This is a genomic window from Nitrobacter sp. MLSD-S21, assembly GCF_058809865.1.
The window spans coordinates 249,318-265,667 of the sequence record NZ_JBXASZ010000003.1 but is presented as its reverse complement, the minus strand read 5'-3'; the positions used below and the strand labels follow the sequence as shown (position 1 = coordinate 265,667).

Genomic DNA, 16,350 nt, shown 5'->3' with positions numbered 1-16,350 from the left:
CAGTCCCGAATCGCCTTCCGCCCTTCTCGCGCTCAGGAGAGTTCCGCATGTCGTCATCGTCGCTGTTTCGCGCCGCCTTGCTCGCGCTGGCCGTGTGCTTCGGCCTGTCCTCTTCTGCCAGCGCTGACAGCGGCACGGTGACGCTGACCATCTACAAGGGCGGCTGGATCATCGGCGCCTCCGCCGGCGGCGGTACGCTCACCTTCCACGGACGGCGATATCCGCTTTCGGTCGGCGGATTGGATTATGGCCTAGTGTTCGGCGGATCGAAGACCGTGCTGCGCGGCCAGGTCAGCCGCATCAGCCGGCCGTCCGATGTCGCCGGCGTTTACGGCGCGGCCGGCGCGGGGCTGGCGATCGGCGGCGGCGCCCGCGCCATCGTGTTGAGCAACCAGAAGGGCGCGGTGCTGGAGCTTTCCGGCCGTCAGGTCGGCCTGATGGCCAACGCCGATCTCTCCGGCCTTGCGATCTCTATGAAGTAGTGGTCCCCTCGCGCAGCGAGCCCGCGCTAGATATGAGCGCCGCGGTTATAACCCTCGATCAACTGGTTGTAGTCGCGGAGCAGCCGCGGCGGCGAGCCCTCGACCATCCAGCCGCCACCGCCGCCGAGCATCATGCGGTCGCCCTGACTGTAGGGTACCTTGTCACGGATGCGGCGCATCAGTTGCTTCGCCGAGGTCAGATATGATTTGGCGCTGCTGACGAAGAACGAGCCGAGTTTCGCATCGCCGTCCTTGCCCGATGCCTCTTCGGCCGCCTTCACCGTGGTCTCATACTCGGTCAGCGCCTGCGTGATCGCCGCGATGTCGGGCTTGTCGGTGTTTTCCGCGCGTAACAGGCGCTTGGCCTGAATCCTCAGCGCCTCGACGTAATAGTGCGTTTTGCGGCCTTCCTTCGCTTCGATCGCGGCGAGCTGTTCCGCCGCCTGCTTGTCTTTGATGGCTTCGACACCGGCGCGCAGCTTTTTGTCGGCGCTCGCGAATGCGTCCCACGCCGCGACAAGGCGCGGATGCATCTCCTTGCCCTTGGCCATCTTGTCGTCCTTGTAGTTCTCCTGCTCGTAATACTCGTCGGCCTCCTTCAGCAGCGGCTCGAGCTTGCCGACGGCTTCGGCGTAAGCGGAAGCAGCAGATTCGAGTTCGGCATCGTGCGGCTCCGCCGCGTTAGCCTTCTCGACGTTCTTCTTGCAGTCGGTCGTGTCGTAGATGGTGTAGGTGCCGTAGATGATACGTTCCTTGCCGGTCGGCCCGGTCTTCTTCGCCCATGAGAAGTAACGGTTGCGCGACTCATACGACCGCTCCGAGAGGCGGTTGATGCAGCCGACATAGGCGTTGAGCTTTTCGACGAGCGGCGAGGGGGACGAAGAGGGAGACGTTTTGTCTTGTGCGGCGGCGGACGCGAGGGACATGCCGAAGACTGCGGCGGACAACAGGGCAATCGCCCGAAACGGCGTCATGATTCTCTTCCTCGCGATGCTGACAATCCCCGCATTTGTCGCATGAATCGCGAGGAGGTTCACGCGGTGTTTCGAGCGCCAGGAACGCCTTCGATCCAGACAGCTAGCTCCTGCCAAGGCTGAAGATTCCAATGGCTCGATGCAAGTCCGGATGTTGAAGATAAAACGAAAATATCTGGATCGTTCACTGAAGGTGATTGACGCCCTAGTGGGATGTTTTTGGTTGGCTGCTCGAAGAATAAACTCGCAGCACGTTTACTTGTAAACGCAATGGTCTTCGGTTGGTATTTCTCGATCTTGGCTCGAAACGATGAAACATCAAATCTCTCTTTTGCGATTTGATGATCCATCCCCGCAGCGTTTTTGCATATATCCGTAAACCCAATTCCGAGTTCTAGTAACTTCGGAAATTCTTCGGGATTATACCGGCGGGAAGTAATGCCCGCTTCGTGCAAAGCGCCCCAGAAACGATTTCCAGGGTGAGCATAGTAGGCGCCGACGGTCGCTGACCGGCGACTCGCTGCGGTTCCCACGAAGACAACTCGAAGATCATTCGCTAGTTGGTCGGGAAGTAAAGACATAGTTTTAATTTGCCTCTCACAACACCCGATTACTCTCCTTCACCTTCTCCGCGTCGAGATACACGCTTGACCCCATCTCCTTGAACTTCGCGCTCATCTCGTCCATGCCCGCTTGTGCAGTCTCCGGATAGAGCGCCGCCTTCTCGTTATCTCCGAGCGTTGCCGCGTAGTCGCGTACGTCCTGCGTGATTTTCATCGAGCAGAATTTCGGGCCGCACATCGAGCAGAAGTGCGCCACCTTGTGCGCGTCCTTCGGTAGCGTCTCGTCGTGGAAGGCCACCGCCGTCTCGGGATCGAGACCGAGGTTGAACTGGTCCTGCCAGCGGAAGTCGAAACGCGCGCGGCTCAATGCGTCATCGCGCAGTTGCGCGGCCGGGTGGCCCTTGGCGAGGTCGGCGGCGTGCGCCGCGATTTTGTACGTAATCACGCCGACCTTCACGTCGTCGCGGTTCGGTAGCCCCAAGTGCTCCTTCGGAGTCACGTAGCAGAGCATCGCGCAGCCGAACCAGCCGATCATCGCGGCGCCGATGCCCGAGGTGATGTGGTCGTAGCCCGGCGCGATGTCGGTGGTCAGCGGTCCCAACGTATAGAACGGCGCTTCGCCGCACTCTTTCAGCTGCTTGTCCATGTTGATTTTGATCTTGTGCATCGGCACGTGGCCGGGGCCTTCGATCATCACCTGGCAGCCTTTCTTCCAAGCGATTTGCGTGAGTTCGCCGAGCGTTTCCAGTTCGGCGAACTGCGCGCGGTCGTTGGCGTCGGCGATCGAGCCGGGGCGCAGACCGTCGCCCAATGAGAAGGAAACATCATACTTGCGCATGAGGTCGCAGATTTCCTCGAAATGCGTATAGAGGAAACTCTCCTTGTGATGTCCGAGGCACCACTTCGCCATGATCGAGCCGCCGCGAGAGACGATGCCGGTGACGCGGTCGGCGGTGAGGTGGATGTAGGGCAGGCGCACGCCGGCGTGGATGGTGAAATAATCCACGCCCTGTTCGCACTGCTCCACCAGCGTGTCGCGATAAAGCTCCCATGTCAGCTTGACCGGATCGCCGTCGCACTTCTCCAGCGCCTGATAGATCGGCACCGTTCCGATGGGGACGGGCGAGTTGCGCAATATCCATTCGCGCGTGGTGTGGATGTTTCGGCCCGTCGAAAGATCCATCACCGTGTCGGCGCCCCAGCGGATCGCCCACACCATCTTGTCTACTTCCTCTTCAACCGAGGAGGTCACGGCCGAGTTTCCGATGTTGGCGTTGATCTTCACCAGAAAGTTGCGGCCGATGATCATCGGCTCGAGTTCGGCATGGTTGATGTTCGACGGAATGATGGCGCGGCCGCGCGCGATCTCCTCGCGCACGAATTCCGGCGTAATAAACGCGGGGACGGAGGCGCCGAAGGACTCGCCGTCGGCCAGCGCGGCTTCGGCGCGTTCGAGTTGTTGTTTGCGCCCGAGGTTCTCGCGCTCGGCGACGTAAATCATCTCCTTGGTGATGATACCAGCGCGAGCGAATTCGAACTGGGTGATCGGCGCATCGCCAACACCCCGTAGCGGCTTGTGGTGTGCTGTGAACGCGGCTGCGGCGTGCTTTGCTCCGACATTGCCGTTGTCTTCGGGCTTGATGACGCGGCCGTCATATTCCTCGACGCCGCCGCGTTCTTTCACCCAGGCGAGACGCGTGCGCGGCAGGCCGGCGTTAACGTCGATGACGACGTTCGGGTCGGTGTAAGGTCCGGAGGTGTCGTAGACCGGCAGGTTCGGCTCGCTTGCGCCCTCAGAGAGAATGATCTCGCGCAGCGGCACCCGCAGGTCCGGCGCGGCATCGGGCGCGGAGAAAATCTTGCGGGACGAGGGCAGGGCACCGGTGGTGACGGCGGGGCGAGTGGTGTCCGGATTGGGGCGGATGTTCATGGCGTTTCTCCGGTTCGAGACCAGTCGTTGTGGGTCAATGCGAATAGACGAGAAGGCAGAAGATGGCGCCTCATGCGGTTTCAATCATCTGTTCGAGCCAGGCTTTTACCCGCGCATCGGGGTCGGGGTTCTGCGTGATGTCGCTGACCACGGCGATCGAGTCCGCGCCGGCGGCATAAATCTCTGACGCTTGCTCCAGCTTGATGCCGCCGATCGCGACCAGCGGGATATTGTCGACGCGCTTCTTCCATTCGGTGATTTTCGGAATTCCTTGCGGCGCAAAGCGCATCGCCTTCAGCGTGGTCGGAAAGATCGGACCAAGCGCGATATAGTCCGGTTCGGCGGCGAGCGCGGCTTCGAGTTCGGCGTCGTCATGGGTGGAAAGGCCGAGCGTCAGCCCGGCTTTGCGAATCTCGTGGACGTCGGCCGTCGCCAGATCCTCCTGGCCGAGATGAAGGTGCTTTGCACCGGCGACGATGGCGGCGCGCCAGTAGTCGTTGACAACCAGCCGCACCGGCGTGCCCTTAACGATCTCCAGCGCATCGCTGACGAGCTGCAGTGCTTCGCCATCGTTGAGGTCTTTTGCGCGCAACTGCACCGTGCCGACGCCGAGTCCAATCAGGCGGCGCAGCCAGTCCAGCGTGTCGACGACAGGATAAAAGCGATCAGGATACGCGTGGCGATCAGGATACGCGTGGCGATCAGGATACGGCATGCCAGAACGGTGTCCCTACAACGGGGGTGGATGGCGAGGCGAAGTCGCGGGCCTCCATCAGGCCCGCCTCATGAGCGCTGCGGCCGGCTTCCACCGCGAGCTTGAAAGCGCCAGCCATGACAACTGGATCGGCGGCCTTGGCGACGGCTGTGTTGAGGAGCACGGCGTCGTAGCCCAGTTCGAGGGCTTGCGCCGCGTGCGAAGGCGCGCCGAGTCCGGCATCGACGACGAGCGTGATATCGGGCAAGCGTTCGCGCAAAAGCTTCAAGGCGTTGGTGTTGATGATACCTTTCGCGCTGCCGATCGGCGCAGCCCATGGCATCACCACTTTGCAGCCCGCCTCAACAAGCCGCATCGCGACGCCGAGATCTTCGGTGCAATAGGGAAACACGTCAAAGCCGTCCTTGATGAGGACGGCGGCGGCTTCGACGAGTCCAACCACATCAGGCTGCAGCGTGTCGTCGTCGGCGATGACTTCAAGCTTGATCCAGGACGTGTCGAATAGTTCGCGAGCAAGTTTCGCCGTCGTGACGGCTTCGCGCACGCTTTTGCACCCGGCGGTGTTCGGCAGCACCGTGACATCGAGTTCGCGGATCAGCGACCAGAAGGCGTCGCCGGTTTTGCCGCCTGCTGTCTCCCGCCGCAGTGACACAGTGACGATCTGGCTGCCCGCGGCGCGAATGGCGCCTTGCATGATCCTGGGCGATGGATACAGCGCCGTTCCGATCAGCAGCCGGGAGGAGAACTCGCGATTGTAGAATTTGACTGTGCTCATGGCGAAGTCCCAATTCTCGTCTTCACGACGGACACATTCGTTCCGTCATTGCGAGGAGCGTTAGTGACGAAGCACTCCGGTCTATGCTTGCTGCGCGGTAGAACTGGATTGCTTCGCTTCGCTCGCAATGACGGGAGAGGATGACTATCGGTCATTACCCTCACCCTCCTTGCCGCGGCGTGATGATCTCGATCTCATCGCCGCTCTTTAGCGTCGTATCCGCCCATCGGCTTTTCGGCAGCACGTCAAAATTCAGAGCGATTGCGACGTGCGTGCCTTCATAGTCGAGCTCGCTCAGCAGGGCGTCCACGGTCTGCGCTGCGATCTCGCGCCGTTCGCCGTTGACGATCACTTGCATTGCATCACCTCGTTGTCGATCTCCCCGCGCGCGACATAGCCGAGCGTCAGTTCCGCGAGCGCCGGAGCCAGCAGGAAGCCGTGACGGTAAAGCCCGTTGACCGCGATCCGATTCTTGTCGATCGCGATGCGCGGCAGGTTGTCGGGAAAGGCGGGCCGCAGGCCTGCGCCGATCTCCACGATCCGCGCCTCGCCGAACGCCGGATGTACCGCGTAAGCGGCGCTCAGCAGTTCCAGCGCGGAACGCACGCTGACGCCGTCGTCCTCGCATTCGATCGAGGTGGCGCCGATCATGAAGCGGTGGTGTTCACGTGGAATGATGTAGAGCGGCCATCGCGGATGCAGGAGTCGCACCGGGCGCGACAGCATGATCTCGTCAGTTTCGACGATAATCTCCTCGCCCTTGACGCCCCGCAGGTCTGGAAACGTGTCGCGCGCGGCGAGGCCGCGGCAATCGATCGCCAGACCCTCAATGTCGGCTGGCTTTGGCGCGCTGCCAAATTCGATCTGGCCGCCAGCCGCGCGGATGCGCGCGTGCAGTTCAGGCAGTACGCGGCGCGGCTCGACATGGGCTTCGTCCGGAAAGAACAATGCTTCACGAAATCGTCCATCAAGCGATGGTTCGAGCTTGCTCACGTCGTCGCGCTGAAGGTGTCGGTGTCCTGATGTCATCCGCGCGAAACGCTCGAAATCGGAGCGGTCGCGCGGATGCGCCACCACAAGAGAGCCGTTGAAAGACGTATCGGGAGCATGTTCGTGCCATAGCGCGAGCGAGCGAAGGCCGAGACGCGAGACGAGAGGTTCGGACACCTCGGATTCGCACCATGGCGCGAGCATGCCGCCGGCCCAGTGGCTGGTGGCATGCGCCATCGCGTCGTCGCCGCGTTCGTGGAGCATGACCGCGTGTCCAGCCTTCGCGAACAGCAACGCCTGCCATGCGCCGGCAATACCTGCACCGATCACCGCGATCGGGGGCGCCCCCCGTTTCTCCCGCGTCTTCTGAAGCATCCCTGTCCCTTCGCCGGCATGACCCGGATCAGGTTCAAAGGGTCACCGCGGTCCCTGCAATCCGTCTTCGGATTACGAGCTTGCGGTATCTCAGCTCCCTGACGGAGCACCCCTCGGAACAACCCTTAATCTAGACCGAAAGGCAGGGGTGTCAACGCGCGGCAGACGCAATCGTCGATAATAGACGCGGTTCCATGCTTGGTGCTTTGCGGGACGTTTTTGCGGTCGCAGCGCTCGGCGCGGTTCGCGGCGCTCCGCAACGGAACAATCGCACGTCTACCGCCGCTCGACAGCTACCGCATCGACGCGACGCTACTCGACCCCGTATCGCCGGCAGTTCAGTGCGGCACGATCGACAGCGGCGCACCGGGAATTCGCGCGTCAGCGCTCAGGGTCTCGTGCGTGGCGCGCTGAAGCCGTTGCCGCTTCGCCGCGTAGTAGTAACCGCCGGCGTAATAAGCCACCGCGCGGTCATGGTTGCCGTGAGCTGCCTGGTATGCGCCCGCGAGATATTTGACTGCATAGGTGAGGTTGGTTTCAGGATCGAGCAGGCCTTCAGCGGTGCCGGTGTAGCCGAGGCCGCGAGCGGTTTCGAGCTTGATCTGCATCATGCCATAGTTTCCGCGATGAACCACGCGTGGATTGTAGCGACTTTCACGCATGATGACGCGGTGAACCAGCTCGACAGGAACGCCGTTGGCTTGCGCATGTGCCGCCACCATCTGTGCGTAGTCCACGTGTTGCGCGGTCGATGGCTGCGGCCATGCCATCGTGACAAAAACAAGAAGCGGACCGAATTTGCGTAAATTTGTCACGGGCACCCCTTCACGATCCGCCTTTTTTACCGCCTCAATCTTGCCTTTCCTATGGCAAAATGGACGAAATAGGAAGCTCATGAATTCAGCCTGCCGAGGGCGTAATGCCAAGGAACTCTTTGAGATCGTGTGGCGTCGTGTTGCGGCGTCTAGCTACACGAGGGGCGCTTGCGGAATGTCGCAAATTTGTCGCGAGAGGGAGTCAGGATCGAGCAATGCGAACTCTCGGTGAGTTGCGCTCGCTACAATTCGCAGACAAAAAAGAGCAGATGGGAGAAGCGTCATGGTCGCTGCCATATCTGATGATTTACCCCACCAAAATCCTTGTGCGCAGTGCGGTCGTCTGATTGCCGCGCCAGTATGGTTTGAAAACGGACCGCGCCGAACAGCGTATCTCTGGCAATGCGTTCACTGTGGCTATCAGTTCGAAACCGTCGCGTTCTTTCGCGAGGCGAACGACGAGCTGCGTGCACACGCTGCTTAGCGACGTCGTTTCGACCGGCTGCACTGTAAATCTTGAGAAACGCAAATCTTGAGAAACGACGGTGTCGCTGTTTGCGATGGCACATCGCTCTCGGTCATTGGTCGCGCTGCTGCGTGTCGGCGTAGCTTGCGTGCGTCGTTCGAAATCTACGCACATCTTTGTGTTGTTTTGTCCGATTGGAACGGGATTTATCGAAGGTGTTCCGTGGAACCACTCTTGGCGTCATGGGTTCTCGCTACTCTATTTAAACTGAAGGAGAACACACTGATGATCTCAAAACATATGACGGTCGCGTTGATTGGCTCCGCGCTGTTGGCAACGGCGGCGGTTGCTCAGACGCCGAACACCATGACGATGAATGCTCCGGCCGCTACCACATCAGTGTCAGGCTATCATGGCACCTGGCGCTCGTCGAAGTTGGTCGGTCTTAACGTTTATAACGATACCAACGACAAGCTCGGCTCGATCAGCGATCTTCTGTTGGACAAGAATGGAGCGATTAAAGCTGCGGTGATCGGGGTAGGCGGCTTCCTAGGCGTTGGCGAGCGTCTGGTTGCGGTACCGTTCGAAAAGCTGAAGTTTGTCGACACACCTGCGCAGGCATCGGCCTCGGGAAGCGGCGCAGGTACGGGGACCACCACGGGATCTGCGACATCCGGGCCGGCCACGGTCAATACAACGAAGGCGGACAAGAGTTCATGGTATCCGGATCACGCAGTCTTCAGCGCGACCAAGCAACAGCTGGAGGCGATGCCTGAATTCAAATACTCGACCTGAGCCGCCAGATAGACGGCAGAACGACCAACGCGCCCGGTTTTTACCGGGCGTGTTTATTCGTGCATAGCTTCGTTTGGACGGAGGAGGAGGGACGCGACGATGCCGGGCAGCATCGGGAACTTTGACCCTCACAGCGCCGGCAATGTCTTGAGCTCGACGTTCACGGTGCCTGCCGCTTCGGCGATTACGCGCAGCGTCTTTGAATCGAAGGCGATGCCCGCAAGCTTCAGACTGCTGATCTCTGCCGTGACCTTGGCGCCGTTCTCACTTCTCTGAAGATCCGCGATCATCGCGGCGATCTTCTCTCGCGCATTCGATGCGAACGGTTTGAGGTCAAGCACTGTCTTCTCGGCCAAGGCGTGTTGCAGATAGGGCAATGCCGTTTGCGCGGCGGTGCCGAGCAGGCCGAACGCGGCTTCGGATTCGACGGCAAGTTGGATGTCTGTCAGGCGTACGATCTGCTCGGCCTGGTCGAGAGCGGGTCTACCGCTGATGTGGATTGTGGCCTCGCCGTTGAAACCGAACCAGCTCTTCTTTTCTTTCGCATGAACGAGAAGCGAGATCAGAAGGTGGTCGCCCGCGGCCGCGACGCTGACCTGTTTGACAGTGACCTCAGCCGCGCCGCTTCCATCTTCGGGGAATGTCTTGCCGACGAGTTGTACCTCAATGATCTTGGTAATGTCGGTGAAGGACATGTCGATCGGAACGCCGATATTCAGTTTTCCCGTCGTGGCCGGAACGATGGCGAGCGTCTGGGGAAACGGACAGTCGGGTTTGGTCGCCGCGGTCGTGATCCGCGTCTCGGCTTCGACACCAAGTGTCAACGTGACGTTGCTGGTGTCAATGCGCGGTTGAGCCGCGATGGCGCGCACCGGCTTCAGCTCGAGGTAAAGATCCTGAAACCCGGCTGCACCCTGTAATGGAATCGAGCGGCACATCTGCGTCCACTGCCGTCGCGCGTTGCGTTCCAGAGCGGGATCGTTGCGGATGCGCTGCTGCAGGTTTGCGATCTGTTCGTTGACTGCCCTGTCGATGACGGGCTTGACCTGTGACGGCACATTGAGGCGCGCGCCCGCGACCGAGAGGTTGGTGTCTCCAAGATTGACCTGCGCGGTTATGCCGGGATCGATACGCCAGTTTTCGGCCAGCGCCGGCCGTGCCGTCATCACGACATTGCCCTTGATCTCGGCATTGGCATTCAGATTCTTGATGTTCACGCGGCCGATCCGTTTGGCGATGTCGCCGCCGAGTACGCCCGCGAGCGCGTTACCGACCGCATCCTGGGCGTTGGCGGATAGCGATCCAGTAACCTTGACGGCGCCGGTCAACGGCGTCGACAGCGACAGCACGCCGTTGACGCCCGTGGCGCTGATCGCGCCGCGGGATGCGGTCCAACCGATGTCCGCGTTCTGGAGAATCTGCGCCGCCGGATTGTCGGCCTTGCCAGCGAAGTTATGCGGAGCCGCGCGCTCGGCGGCGTCGCGAATGAGCGTGAGGGGTATCTTGATCGGCGCGACGATGCTCGAATTGCGGTTGACGGGGGGGAGCGATGGCAATGTCGCTAGGGCAGGCTTGTCGATGTCGCGCGGCGACAACCAATCCACGGCCTTGAGACCGGAAAGAAACGAGACCGCAAGGATCACGATGCCGAGCAGGATGGTCTTGAGGTTAAACCCAGGCCGCATTGGCTCCCCGACTTAATCACCTACCGATGCGGGGACCAGATGCGGGAAATTTGGCTAAAAAACGCCCAGCACGATTGCGCCCACGAAGGCGAGTGCGATGTAGGCGATCAGGATGCTCATGTGGCCCGCGAAAGTCATGCGACCTCACGCCATTTGTTCGTCGTAACGCAGCGTCCTGCAATCGGTTCCAGTCTCGCCACCCATCTTCTATGGCGCACCGCAACGGCGTGGTTAAAAATGACTGAAAACAACACATTGAAGAAGCTTTAAATAAATTCGTTGAACGTGCGCGGATGACGCGCAGAGTTGCCTTGTATTTTGTCGGCTCCCTCGTCCTCGTATCGTTGGCCGGTTGCGGGCGCGGTTTTTTTCAGACTGCGGAGCGCGAACCGTGGCGGGCCGAGGCTGAAGCTGCATGTCTGAAATCCGGCGAAGTCAGGGAGAGTGCCGATCTCGTTCGCATCCGTCCGATCAATGGCCCCGGCATTTGCGGCGCGGAATTTCCCCTGAAGGTCTCGGCGCTCGGTGAAAACCCGGCGTACGGCTTTGCCGACGAGGATCTCAGGCCCCCCGCGTCAATCGGCCGCCAGCCGCGCTGGCCGATCGCGCAGCCCGCCTACCGGACGCCCCCGCCGCCATCCTACCCTGAAACACCAACTCCTCAGCCCGCCTCCGGCGACGGATCGAACGGGCCGGTCTCGCTGACCGCGCCCGGTGTCTATCCTGCCGAGGGTCGGATCGAGTTGCCGCCGGACGGACCGCAGGATAATCACGCATCGCCGAACGACCATTACGGACAGTCGTATCCGCGGCCGCAGCCTCAGTCCTATAGCGGCACACGGTCCTCCGCGTATCCGGCAGCGCCTGCGCTGGATTCGTCACAGAACTCGCTGCGTCTCGGACCTGCGCGCGGGACCGTCACCAGCGCGGTCGGTCCCGTCGTGGTGAAGCCTTCCGCGACGCTTGCATGCCCGATCGTCTCGGCGCTCGATCGCTGGTTAGCGGATGCGGTACAGCCGGCGTCGATGCGTTGGTTCGGCGCGCGCGTGGTCGAAATCAAGCAGATCTCGGCTTATTCCTGCCGTGGCATGAACGGTAATCCGCGCGCGCATATTTCCGAGCACGCCTTCGGGAATGCGTTGGATATCGCTGGTTTCACGCTGGCGGATGGACGATACGTTTCAGTGCAGCACGGCTGGAAGGGTCTGCCGGAAGAGCAGGGTTTCCTCCGCGATGTGGAAGCGTCGGCCTGTCAGCGCTTCGCCACTGTGCTGGCGCCCGGCTCCAACGTCCATCACTACAATCATATCCATGTCGATCTGATGCGCCGCGCAAGTCGCCGAATGGTCTGCAACCCTGCTGCGGTATCGGGCGAGGACATTGCCGCACGCGCCGCTGCGCGCGGTTCGTATGCCAGCCGCGAGCCGGCTGTCACGGGATCATTTGGCGGTCGCAAGAACCATTCGCACAGTTACGCCAGCGAGGCGGATTATGACGAATAGTGGCGTCGAGCGCTGGCTGTCTTATTCGCTGCTGTTTGATTTTCGGCGGAGTCAGTCATGATCGTCTTCCTCCTGCCGCGGAGTTTCGTTGGCGAGGGGTCCGGCGCGCCGAACCCCTCATTCACAGTGAAACACGCTTTCCTCAAGTGAACCGCAAGTTCACTTCGATTCAAAACGCTTTGCGGATATCAGCCAGCCTGTAAGCCGGGTTCTGTAGGGCACCGCACACTTACGCATACGATACGTGACGGCCATTCCTCTGGGACAACGTTTGCACGTTGCCTCATGCAACCTACCCGGACAGCGAGCCCGACATAGCCCTGCGATGTTATCGCCCAAGGCGAACCTCTCGCGACGCCGTCCCTATTCGGTTTTGCTCCCGGTGGGGTTTGCCATGCCGTCTCCGTTGCCGGAAACGCGGTGCGCTCTTACCGCACCTTTTCACCCTTACCGCTCTCACCCCTCCCTCTTTCGGCAAGCGAAAGGAGAGGGTGGAAGCGGCGGTTCGTTCTCTGTGGCACTGTCCCTAGGGTCACCCCCGCCGGATGTTATCCGGCACCGTATGTCGATGGAGCCCGGACTTTCCTCCCCCGCAAGCCTTTCGGCCCGAGCGGGAGCGGCCGTCCAGCTGACTGACGCGGTACGCATGACCGCTGTGCACCGCGCCGTCAAGTCGAGCCGTAATAATTCGGATACTTGCAAGGGAACTTGTATTGCCCTCCCGCCATTGGAGTATTGCGGCAATGTCTGCATGGGAGGTTGTAATGACCGATTTGCACCTTTGGCGTCCTACCCACGGAGGGGTCGAGGACATGCGCGGGATCGTGCCGGAGGAGAAAAACTACGCCATCGGCTGGACGCTCAGCGCTTTCCTGACGCTGACGGTGGTAAGCGTCGTTTGGACGTTCGGATTCTGAGTTTGATGAAGCCGATCTGGGGGCATTTTTTTGCGAGACGTCTGCGCGACATCCCGCCCCCTTGTGGCGCCGTGACAAATCAACATCTTTTTGTCATGGAGCGAGACGTGAGCAGTGATCACCGCGCGGAACTGGATCGGCATTTGCCTGGTTGGAAGGTAAAATGCCGCTACGATTTGCGAAATTTATGGGTTGGGTGCGTAAGCCCTCCTCGCGGCTGGTCCGCGTTCCGTTTGCGATGGCGTTGATCATCGGCGGCATTTTCAGTTTTCTACCGGTTCTCGGGCTGTGGATGTTGCCTCTCGGTCTTATTTTGATCGCGCAAGATCTGCCGTTCTTGCAGGGACCGATGGCCCGGATGCTGGGGTGGATCGAGCGCAAATGGTTGGAGCGAAAAGCCGCGAAACGCATGTCGTAAGGCTTCGCACGACTATTCCATTTCGGGCTCTCTGGGGCCAAGACCGTCTCGATATCGGACAGCGACGCGGCTCAAATGCCCCAAAAAGCATGAAAAACAGGCCCATGGCGGCAAAAGACGGTAAAAATTGTCTTTAACGAATCAGTATGCTGATTCATTTTATTCTCCTGAGTCAATCGGGAGACCAAGGTATGAACGTTATTGTTTTCGCATCGCGTAAAGGCGGCTCAGGCAAAAGCACCCTGGCCGCTCATCTTGCCGCACAAGTTCATAAGGCTTCGAGGCCCTGCCTGCTGGTCGATGCCGATCCGCAGGGATCACTGACGCTTTGGCACAAGTTGCGCGGCACCAACGAGCCTCCGATCCGGACAGCCAATCGCTCCGTCACCGAAATCATCAACGCCGCGAAGCGTGACGGCTTCGAGTGGGTCTTTATCGACACGCCTCCGAATCTGACGGCCGTCGTCGATGACGCCATCCGGAATGCAACCATGGTTGTGATTCCCGCGCGACCCGGCGTGTTCGACGTCAACGCCGTTCAGGGCACCATCCAGAGCTGCCGGTCTGCACGGAAGCCTTACGCGGTTGTCATCAATGGTGCGCCGGCAATGCGCGATGGCTCCGAAAGTCCGATCGTTACCATTGCGCGCGAGGCTCTGGCAAAATTCCGCGCTCCGGTTTGGAGTGGCCAGATTACAAATCGCGCCGATCTGCTGCTGGCGCTTGCACACGGCGAAGGGGCACGCGAATACGATTCCCAGGGCCGCGCTGCCTCGGAGATTGGACGGTTGTGGGCAGCGATTGAAAGGTCCGTCAAGGCGATCCGAGGGTCTGTGTCCTCGGGCGGAGCCATGCATAAGCAGGCCGCCTGACCGTCGCTCGATGCTGGTGACAAAGCGCGCGGGTTTCGCGCGTTTTGTCTTTTTGCGCCAGAGCGTTTCGAGCGAAGCATGTCCTCGGCCTTGACCCGAGGATGGATACGGTTCGCGTGAAGAAAACGCGTCAGATCAAATCAAACAGAGTTTGATCCGATCACGACGGCCAGCGTTGCGCCTTGCTGACGACGAAATCTCGGAAAGCCTGAACCCGCGCCACGGATTTCAGCTCTTCCGGATACACGAAATAAGTATCTAGCTGAATCGAATCGGATTCGCGAAACAACTGAACCAGCAGGTTGTTCCCTCCGACGAGATAATCCGGCAGCGCCGCTATGCCGAGACCTTGCTGACAGGCGCTGAACAGGCCCAGTATGCTGTTGACGGTGAAGTAGGGTTCGTGCGGTCCTGAGCCGTTGCGAGCGGCATCGATCAGCCAATTGCGGTTCTGGAGATGGGGCGATGCCTGCGTCTCGTTGAGCAGGATGATACGGTGCCCACTGAGTTCCTCAAGCGTTCGCGGGGTGCCGAAACGCTTGACGTATTCGGTCGAACAATAGGCATGGAAACATATTGCAAACAGCTTGCGCTGAATCAGGTCGGGCTGGGTCGGCTTGTATGTGCGGATCGCGATATCGGCTTCCCGCATCGACAGATCGAGCTCTTCGTCCGTCAAAAGCAGTGAGATCCTGATCTCCGGATACAGCGAGGTGAATTCGCCTAGGCGCGGTATCAACCAGTTGATGCCGACTCCCGGCGTGGTCGTCACCTTGAGGTCGCCGCTTGGTCTTTCCCGGCTGTCGGCGAGCTGGGCGCGCGCCGCCTGTAATTGCATGAAGACATCATGCGCGGTGCGGAACAGCAGATCACCCTGTTCGGTCAGGATCAGCCCCCGCGCGTGACGATGAAACAGCGGGACCGAGAGTTCCTGCTCCAGCGCGCCGACCTGTCGCGATACGGCAGATTGTGACAGCCCGAGCTGCTCACCGGCGTGTGTGAAGCTCCCAGCCTCTGCCGCGGCGTGAAACACTTTTAGCTTGTCCCAATCCATGTCGGCACACTGCGCGGTTATTCTGCCGCAGCGCGGTCGCCCGCGTGCGCAGCGAGAAACCGTTCGGCTTCCAGCGCGGCCATGCAGCCCAGGCCTGCGGCCGTCACGGCTTGGCGATAAACCTCGTCCGCGACGTCGCCGGCGGCGAACAGGCCCGGCACAGACGTTGCTGTCGAATTCGGCGCAACTTCGACGTAGCCCGACGGCTTCAGCTTGACCTTGCCCGTAACCAGTTCGGTCGCAGGTGCGTGGCCGATCGCGATGAACACGCCATCGGCTGCGACTTCGGTGAGTGCGCCGGTCTTGACGTCCCTGAGCCGCACATGGGTAACCTTGGGAGGATCCTCGCTGCCACAGATTTCGTCGATGGCGCTGTCCCAGACGACCTTGATCTTCGGATGCTTGAATGCGCGATCCTGCAGGATGCGTTCAGCGCGGAAGTGATCGCGGCGATGCACAAGGGTGACCTGCGAGGCGAAATTGGTAAGGAAGAGCGCTTCCTCGACCGCTGTGTTGCCGCCGCCGACTACGATCACGTTTTTACCACGATAGAAAAAGCCATCGCAGGTAGCGCATGCGGATACACCGAATCCCTTGAACTTGTCCTCGGATGACAGCCCGAGCCAGCGCGCCTGCGCGCCTGTTGCGAGGATTACGGTTTCGGCGAGATAGACCTCGCCGCTGTCGCAGGTTAGCCGGAACGGCCGCTGTGACACATCGAGGGAATTCACCGTATCGGTTACGATCCGGGTACCGACATGCGTCGCCTGCTTCTCCATCTGCTCCATCAGCCATGGCCCCTGGATCACGTCGGCGAAGCCGGGGTAATTTTCAACGTCGGTCGTAATGGTGAGCTGGCCACCCGGCTGGATGCCCTGGATTAGCACCGGCTCCAGCATGGCGCGCGCCGCATAGATCGCCGCCGTGTAGCCCGCCGGCCCGGAGCCGATGATGACGACCTTGGCTTGGGTGGGGGCGGACATGGAATTGGAATCCCTATCGTAAGACAATGGCTTGCGCGC

18 protein-coding genes, 1 other RNA gene, 1 pseudogene and 1 riboswitch are annotated in these 16,350 nt (G+C 60.6%); of the genes and pseudogenes, 8 read left to right on the top strand and 12 right to left on the bottom strand.

Going from position 1 to position 16,350, the window contains the following annotated elements:
- The first annotated feature begins 47 nt into the window (after positions 1 to 47).
- On the top strand, positions 48 to 482 hold the full coding sequence (locus tag AC1RT6_RS11220; RefSeq protein WP_079447512.1) for a hypothetical protein: 435 nt from the start codon (positions 48 to 50) through the stop codon (positions 480 to 482).
- 26 nt (positions 483 to 508) lie between these two features.
- Here AC1RT6_RS11220 and AC1RT6_RS11215 read toward each other — a convergent pair whose 3' ends face one another.
- From AC1RT6_RS11215 to AC1RT6_RS11180, 8 genes are all read right to left on the bottom strand, one after another.
- The gene (locus tag AC1RT6_RS11215) at positions 509 to 1,456 is read right to left on the bottom strand and encodes a YiiG family protein (RefSeq protein WP_079447678.1); all 948 of its coding nucleotides are present in this window, start codon (positions 1,454 to 1,456) and stop codon (positions 509 to 511) included.
- A gap of 59 nt (positions 1,457 to 1,515) precedes the next feature.
- On the bottom strand, positions 1,516 to 2,037 hold the full coding sequence (locus AC1RT6_RS11210; RefSeq protein ID WP_079447511.1) for a mismatch-specific DNA-glycosylase: 522 nt from the start codon (positions 2,035 to 2,037) through the stop codon (positions 1,516 to 1,518).
- A gap of 16 nt (positions 2,038 to 2,053) precedes the next feature.
- On the bottom strand, positions 2,054 to 3,949 hold the full coding sequence (thiC, locus tag AC1RT6_RS11205; RefSeq protein WP_079447510.1) for a phosphomethylpyrimidine synthase ThiC: 1,896 nt from the start codon (positions 3,947 to 3,949) through the stop codon (positions 2,054 to 2,056).
- Between the two features lie 70 nt (positions 3,950 to 4,019).
- Positions 4,020 to 4,664 carry a thiamine phosphate synthase gene (locus tag AC1RT6_RS11200; protein ID WP_472790503.1) on the bottom strand — a complete coding sequence of 215 codons (645 nt, stop codon included), beginning with the start codon at positions 4,662 to 4,664 and terminating at the stop codon, positions 4,020 to 4,022.
- Complete coding sequence (locus tag AC1RT6_RS11195) at positions 4,651 to 5,439, bottom strand: thiazole synthase (RefSeq protein ID WP_079447508.1); 789 nt, start codon at positions 5,437 to 5,439, stop codon at positions 4,651 to 4,653. Before AC1RT6_RS11195 ends, AC1RT6_RS11200 begins: the two co-directional genes overlap by 14 nt.
- 160 nt (positions 5,440 to 5,599) lie before the next feature.
- Positions 5,600 to 5,797: a sulfur carrier protein ThiS gene (gene thiS / locus AC1RT6_RS11190; RefSeq protein ID WP_079447507.1), complete on the bottom strand. Its 198-nt coding sequence runs from the start codon at positions 5,795 to 5,797 to the stop codon at positions 5,600 to 5,602.
- The gene (locus AC1RT6_RS11185) at positions 5,788 to 6,804 is read right to left on the bottom strand and encodes an FAD-dependent oxidoreductase (protein WP_079447506.1); all 1,017 of its coding nucleotides are present in this window, start codon (positions 6,802 to 6,804) and stop codon (positions 5,788 to 5,790) included. Before AC1RT6_RS11185 ends, thiS begins: the two co-directional genes overlap by 10 nt.
- A riboswitch (TPP riboswitch) is annotated at positions 6,793 to 6,928 on the bottom strand. It overlaps the preceding gene by 12 nt.
- 214 nt (positions 6,929 to 7,142) lie before the next feature.
- Positions 7,143 to 7,574, bottom strand: coding sequence for a transglycosylase SLT domain-containing protein (locus AC1RT6_RS11180; RefSeq protein ID WP_173816014.1), 432 nt, complete (start codon positions 7,572 to 7,574; stop codon positions 7,143 to 7,145).
- A gap of 260 nt (positions 7,575 to 7,834) precedes the next feature.
- On the opposite strand from AC1RT6_RS11180, the gene AC1RT6_RS11175 reads away from it, so the two are divergent.
- Entirely contained in the window at positions 7,835 to 7,966 is a 132-nt protein-coding gene (locus AC1RT6_RS11175; protein ID WP_274533966.1) for a hypothetical protein, read from the top strand.
- Between the two features lie 404 nt (positions 7,967 to 8,370).
- The gene (locus AC1RT6_RS11170; protein WP_079447504.1) at positions 8,371 to 8,880 is read left to right on the top strand and encodes a PRC-barrel domain-containing protein; all 510 of its coding nucleotides are present in this window, start codon (positions 8,371 to 8,373) and stop codon (positions 8,878 to 8,880) included.
- Positions 8,881 to 9,008: 128 nt separating this feature from the next.
- Here AC1RT6_RS11170 and AC1RT6_RS11165 read toward each other — a convergent pair whose 3' ends face one another.
- Positions 9,009 to 10,565, bottom strand: a complete 1,557-nt coding sequence (locus AC1RT6_RS11165; RefSeq protein ID WP_079447503.1) for a DUF4403 family protein — start codon at positions 10,563 to 10,565, stop codon at positions 9,009 to 9,011.
- A gap of 39 nt (positions 10,566 to 10,604) precedes the next feature.
- Between AC1RT6_RS11165 and AC1RT6_RS11160 the strand changes: the two genes are divergently transcribed.
- Positions 10,605 to 10,835 (top strand): hypothetical protein, encoded by a 231-nt coding sequence (locus tag AC1RT6_RS11160; protein ID WP_139372915.1) that lies wholly within the window; start codon positions 10,605 to 10,607, stop codon positions 10,833 to 10,835.
- 23 nt (positions 10,836 to 10,858) lie between these two features.
- A complete protein-coding gene (locus tag AC1RT6_RS11155) occupies positions 10,859 to 12,067 on the top strand; it encodes an extensin-like domain-containing protein (protein ID WP_079447502.1) in 1,209 nt (402 codons plus the stop codon).
- Between the two features lie 184 nt (positions 12,068 to 12,251).
- On the opposite strand, the gene rnpB is transcribed toward AC1RT6_RS11155, so the two are convergent.
- Positions 12,252 to 12,703, bottom strand: an RNA gene (rnpB, locus tag AC1RT6_RS11150) — RNase P RNA component class A.
- A 128-nt stretch (positions 12,704 to 12,831) separates the two neighbouring features.
- On the opposite strand from rnpB, the gene AC1RT6_RS11145 reads away from it, so the two are divergent.
- From AC1RT6_RS11145 to AC1RT6_RS11135, 3 genes and pseudogenes are all read left to right on the top strand, one after another.
- A complete protein-coding gene (locus AC1RT6_RS11145; protein ID WP_173816001.1) occupies positions 12,832 to 12,984 on the top strand; it encodes a hypothetical protein in 153 nt (50 codons plus the stop codon).
- Between the two features lie 95 nt (positions 12,985 to 13,079).
- Positions 13,080 to 13,402: pseudogene (locus AC1RT6_RS11140) on the top strand (hypothetical protein).
- A 191-nt stretch (positions 13,403 to 13,593) separates the two neighbouring features.
- On the top strand, positions 13,594 to 14,274 hold the full coding sequence (locus AC1RT6_RS11135) for an AAA family ATPase (RefSeq protein ID WP_079447676.1): 681 nt from the start codon (positions 13,594 to 13,596) through the stop codon (positions 14,272 to 14,274).
- A 160-nt stretch (positions 14,275 to 14,434) separates the two neighbouring features.
- On the opposite strand, the gene AC1RT6_RS11130 is transcribed toward AC1RT6_RS11135, so the two are convergent.
- Positions 14,435 to 15,328, bottom strand: coding sequence for a LysR family transcriptional regulator (locus AC1RT6_RS11130; RefSeq protein WP_079447500.1), 894 nt, complete (start codon positions 15,326 to 15,328; stop codon positions 14,435 to 14,437).
- Positions 15,329 to 15,345: 17 nt separating this feature from the next.
- Positions 15,346 to 16,311 (bottom strand): thioredoxin-disulfide reductase, encoded by a 966-nt coding sequence (gene trxB / locus AC1RT6_RS11125; protein WP_079447499.1) that lies wholly within the window; start codon positions 16,309 to 16,311, stop codon positions 15,346 to 15,348.
- Positions 16,312 to 16,350 lie beyond the last annotated feature (39 nt).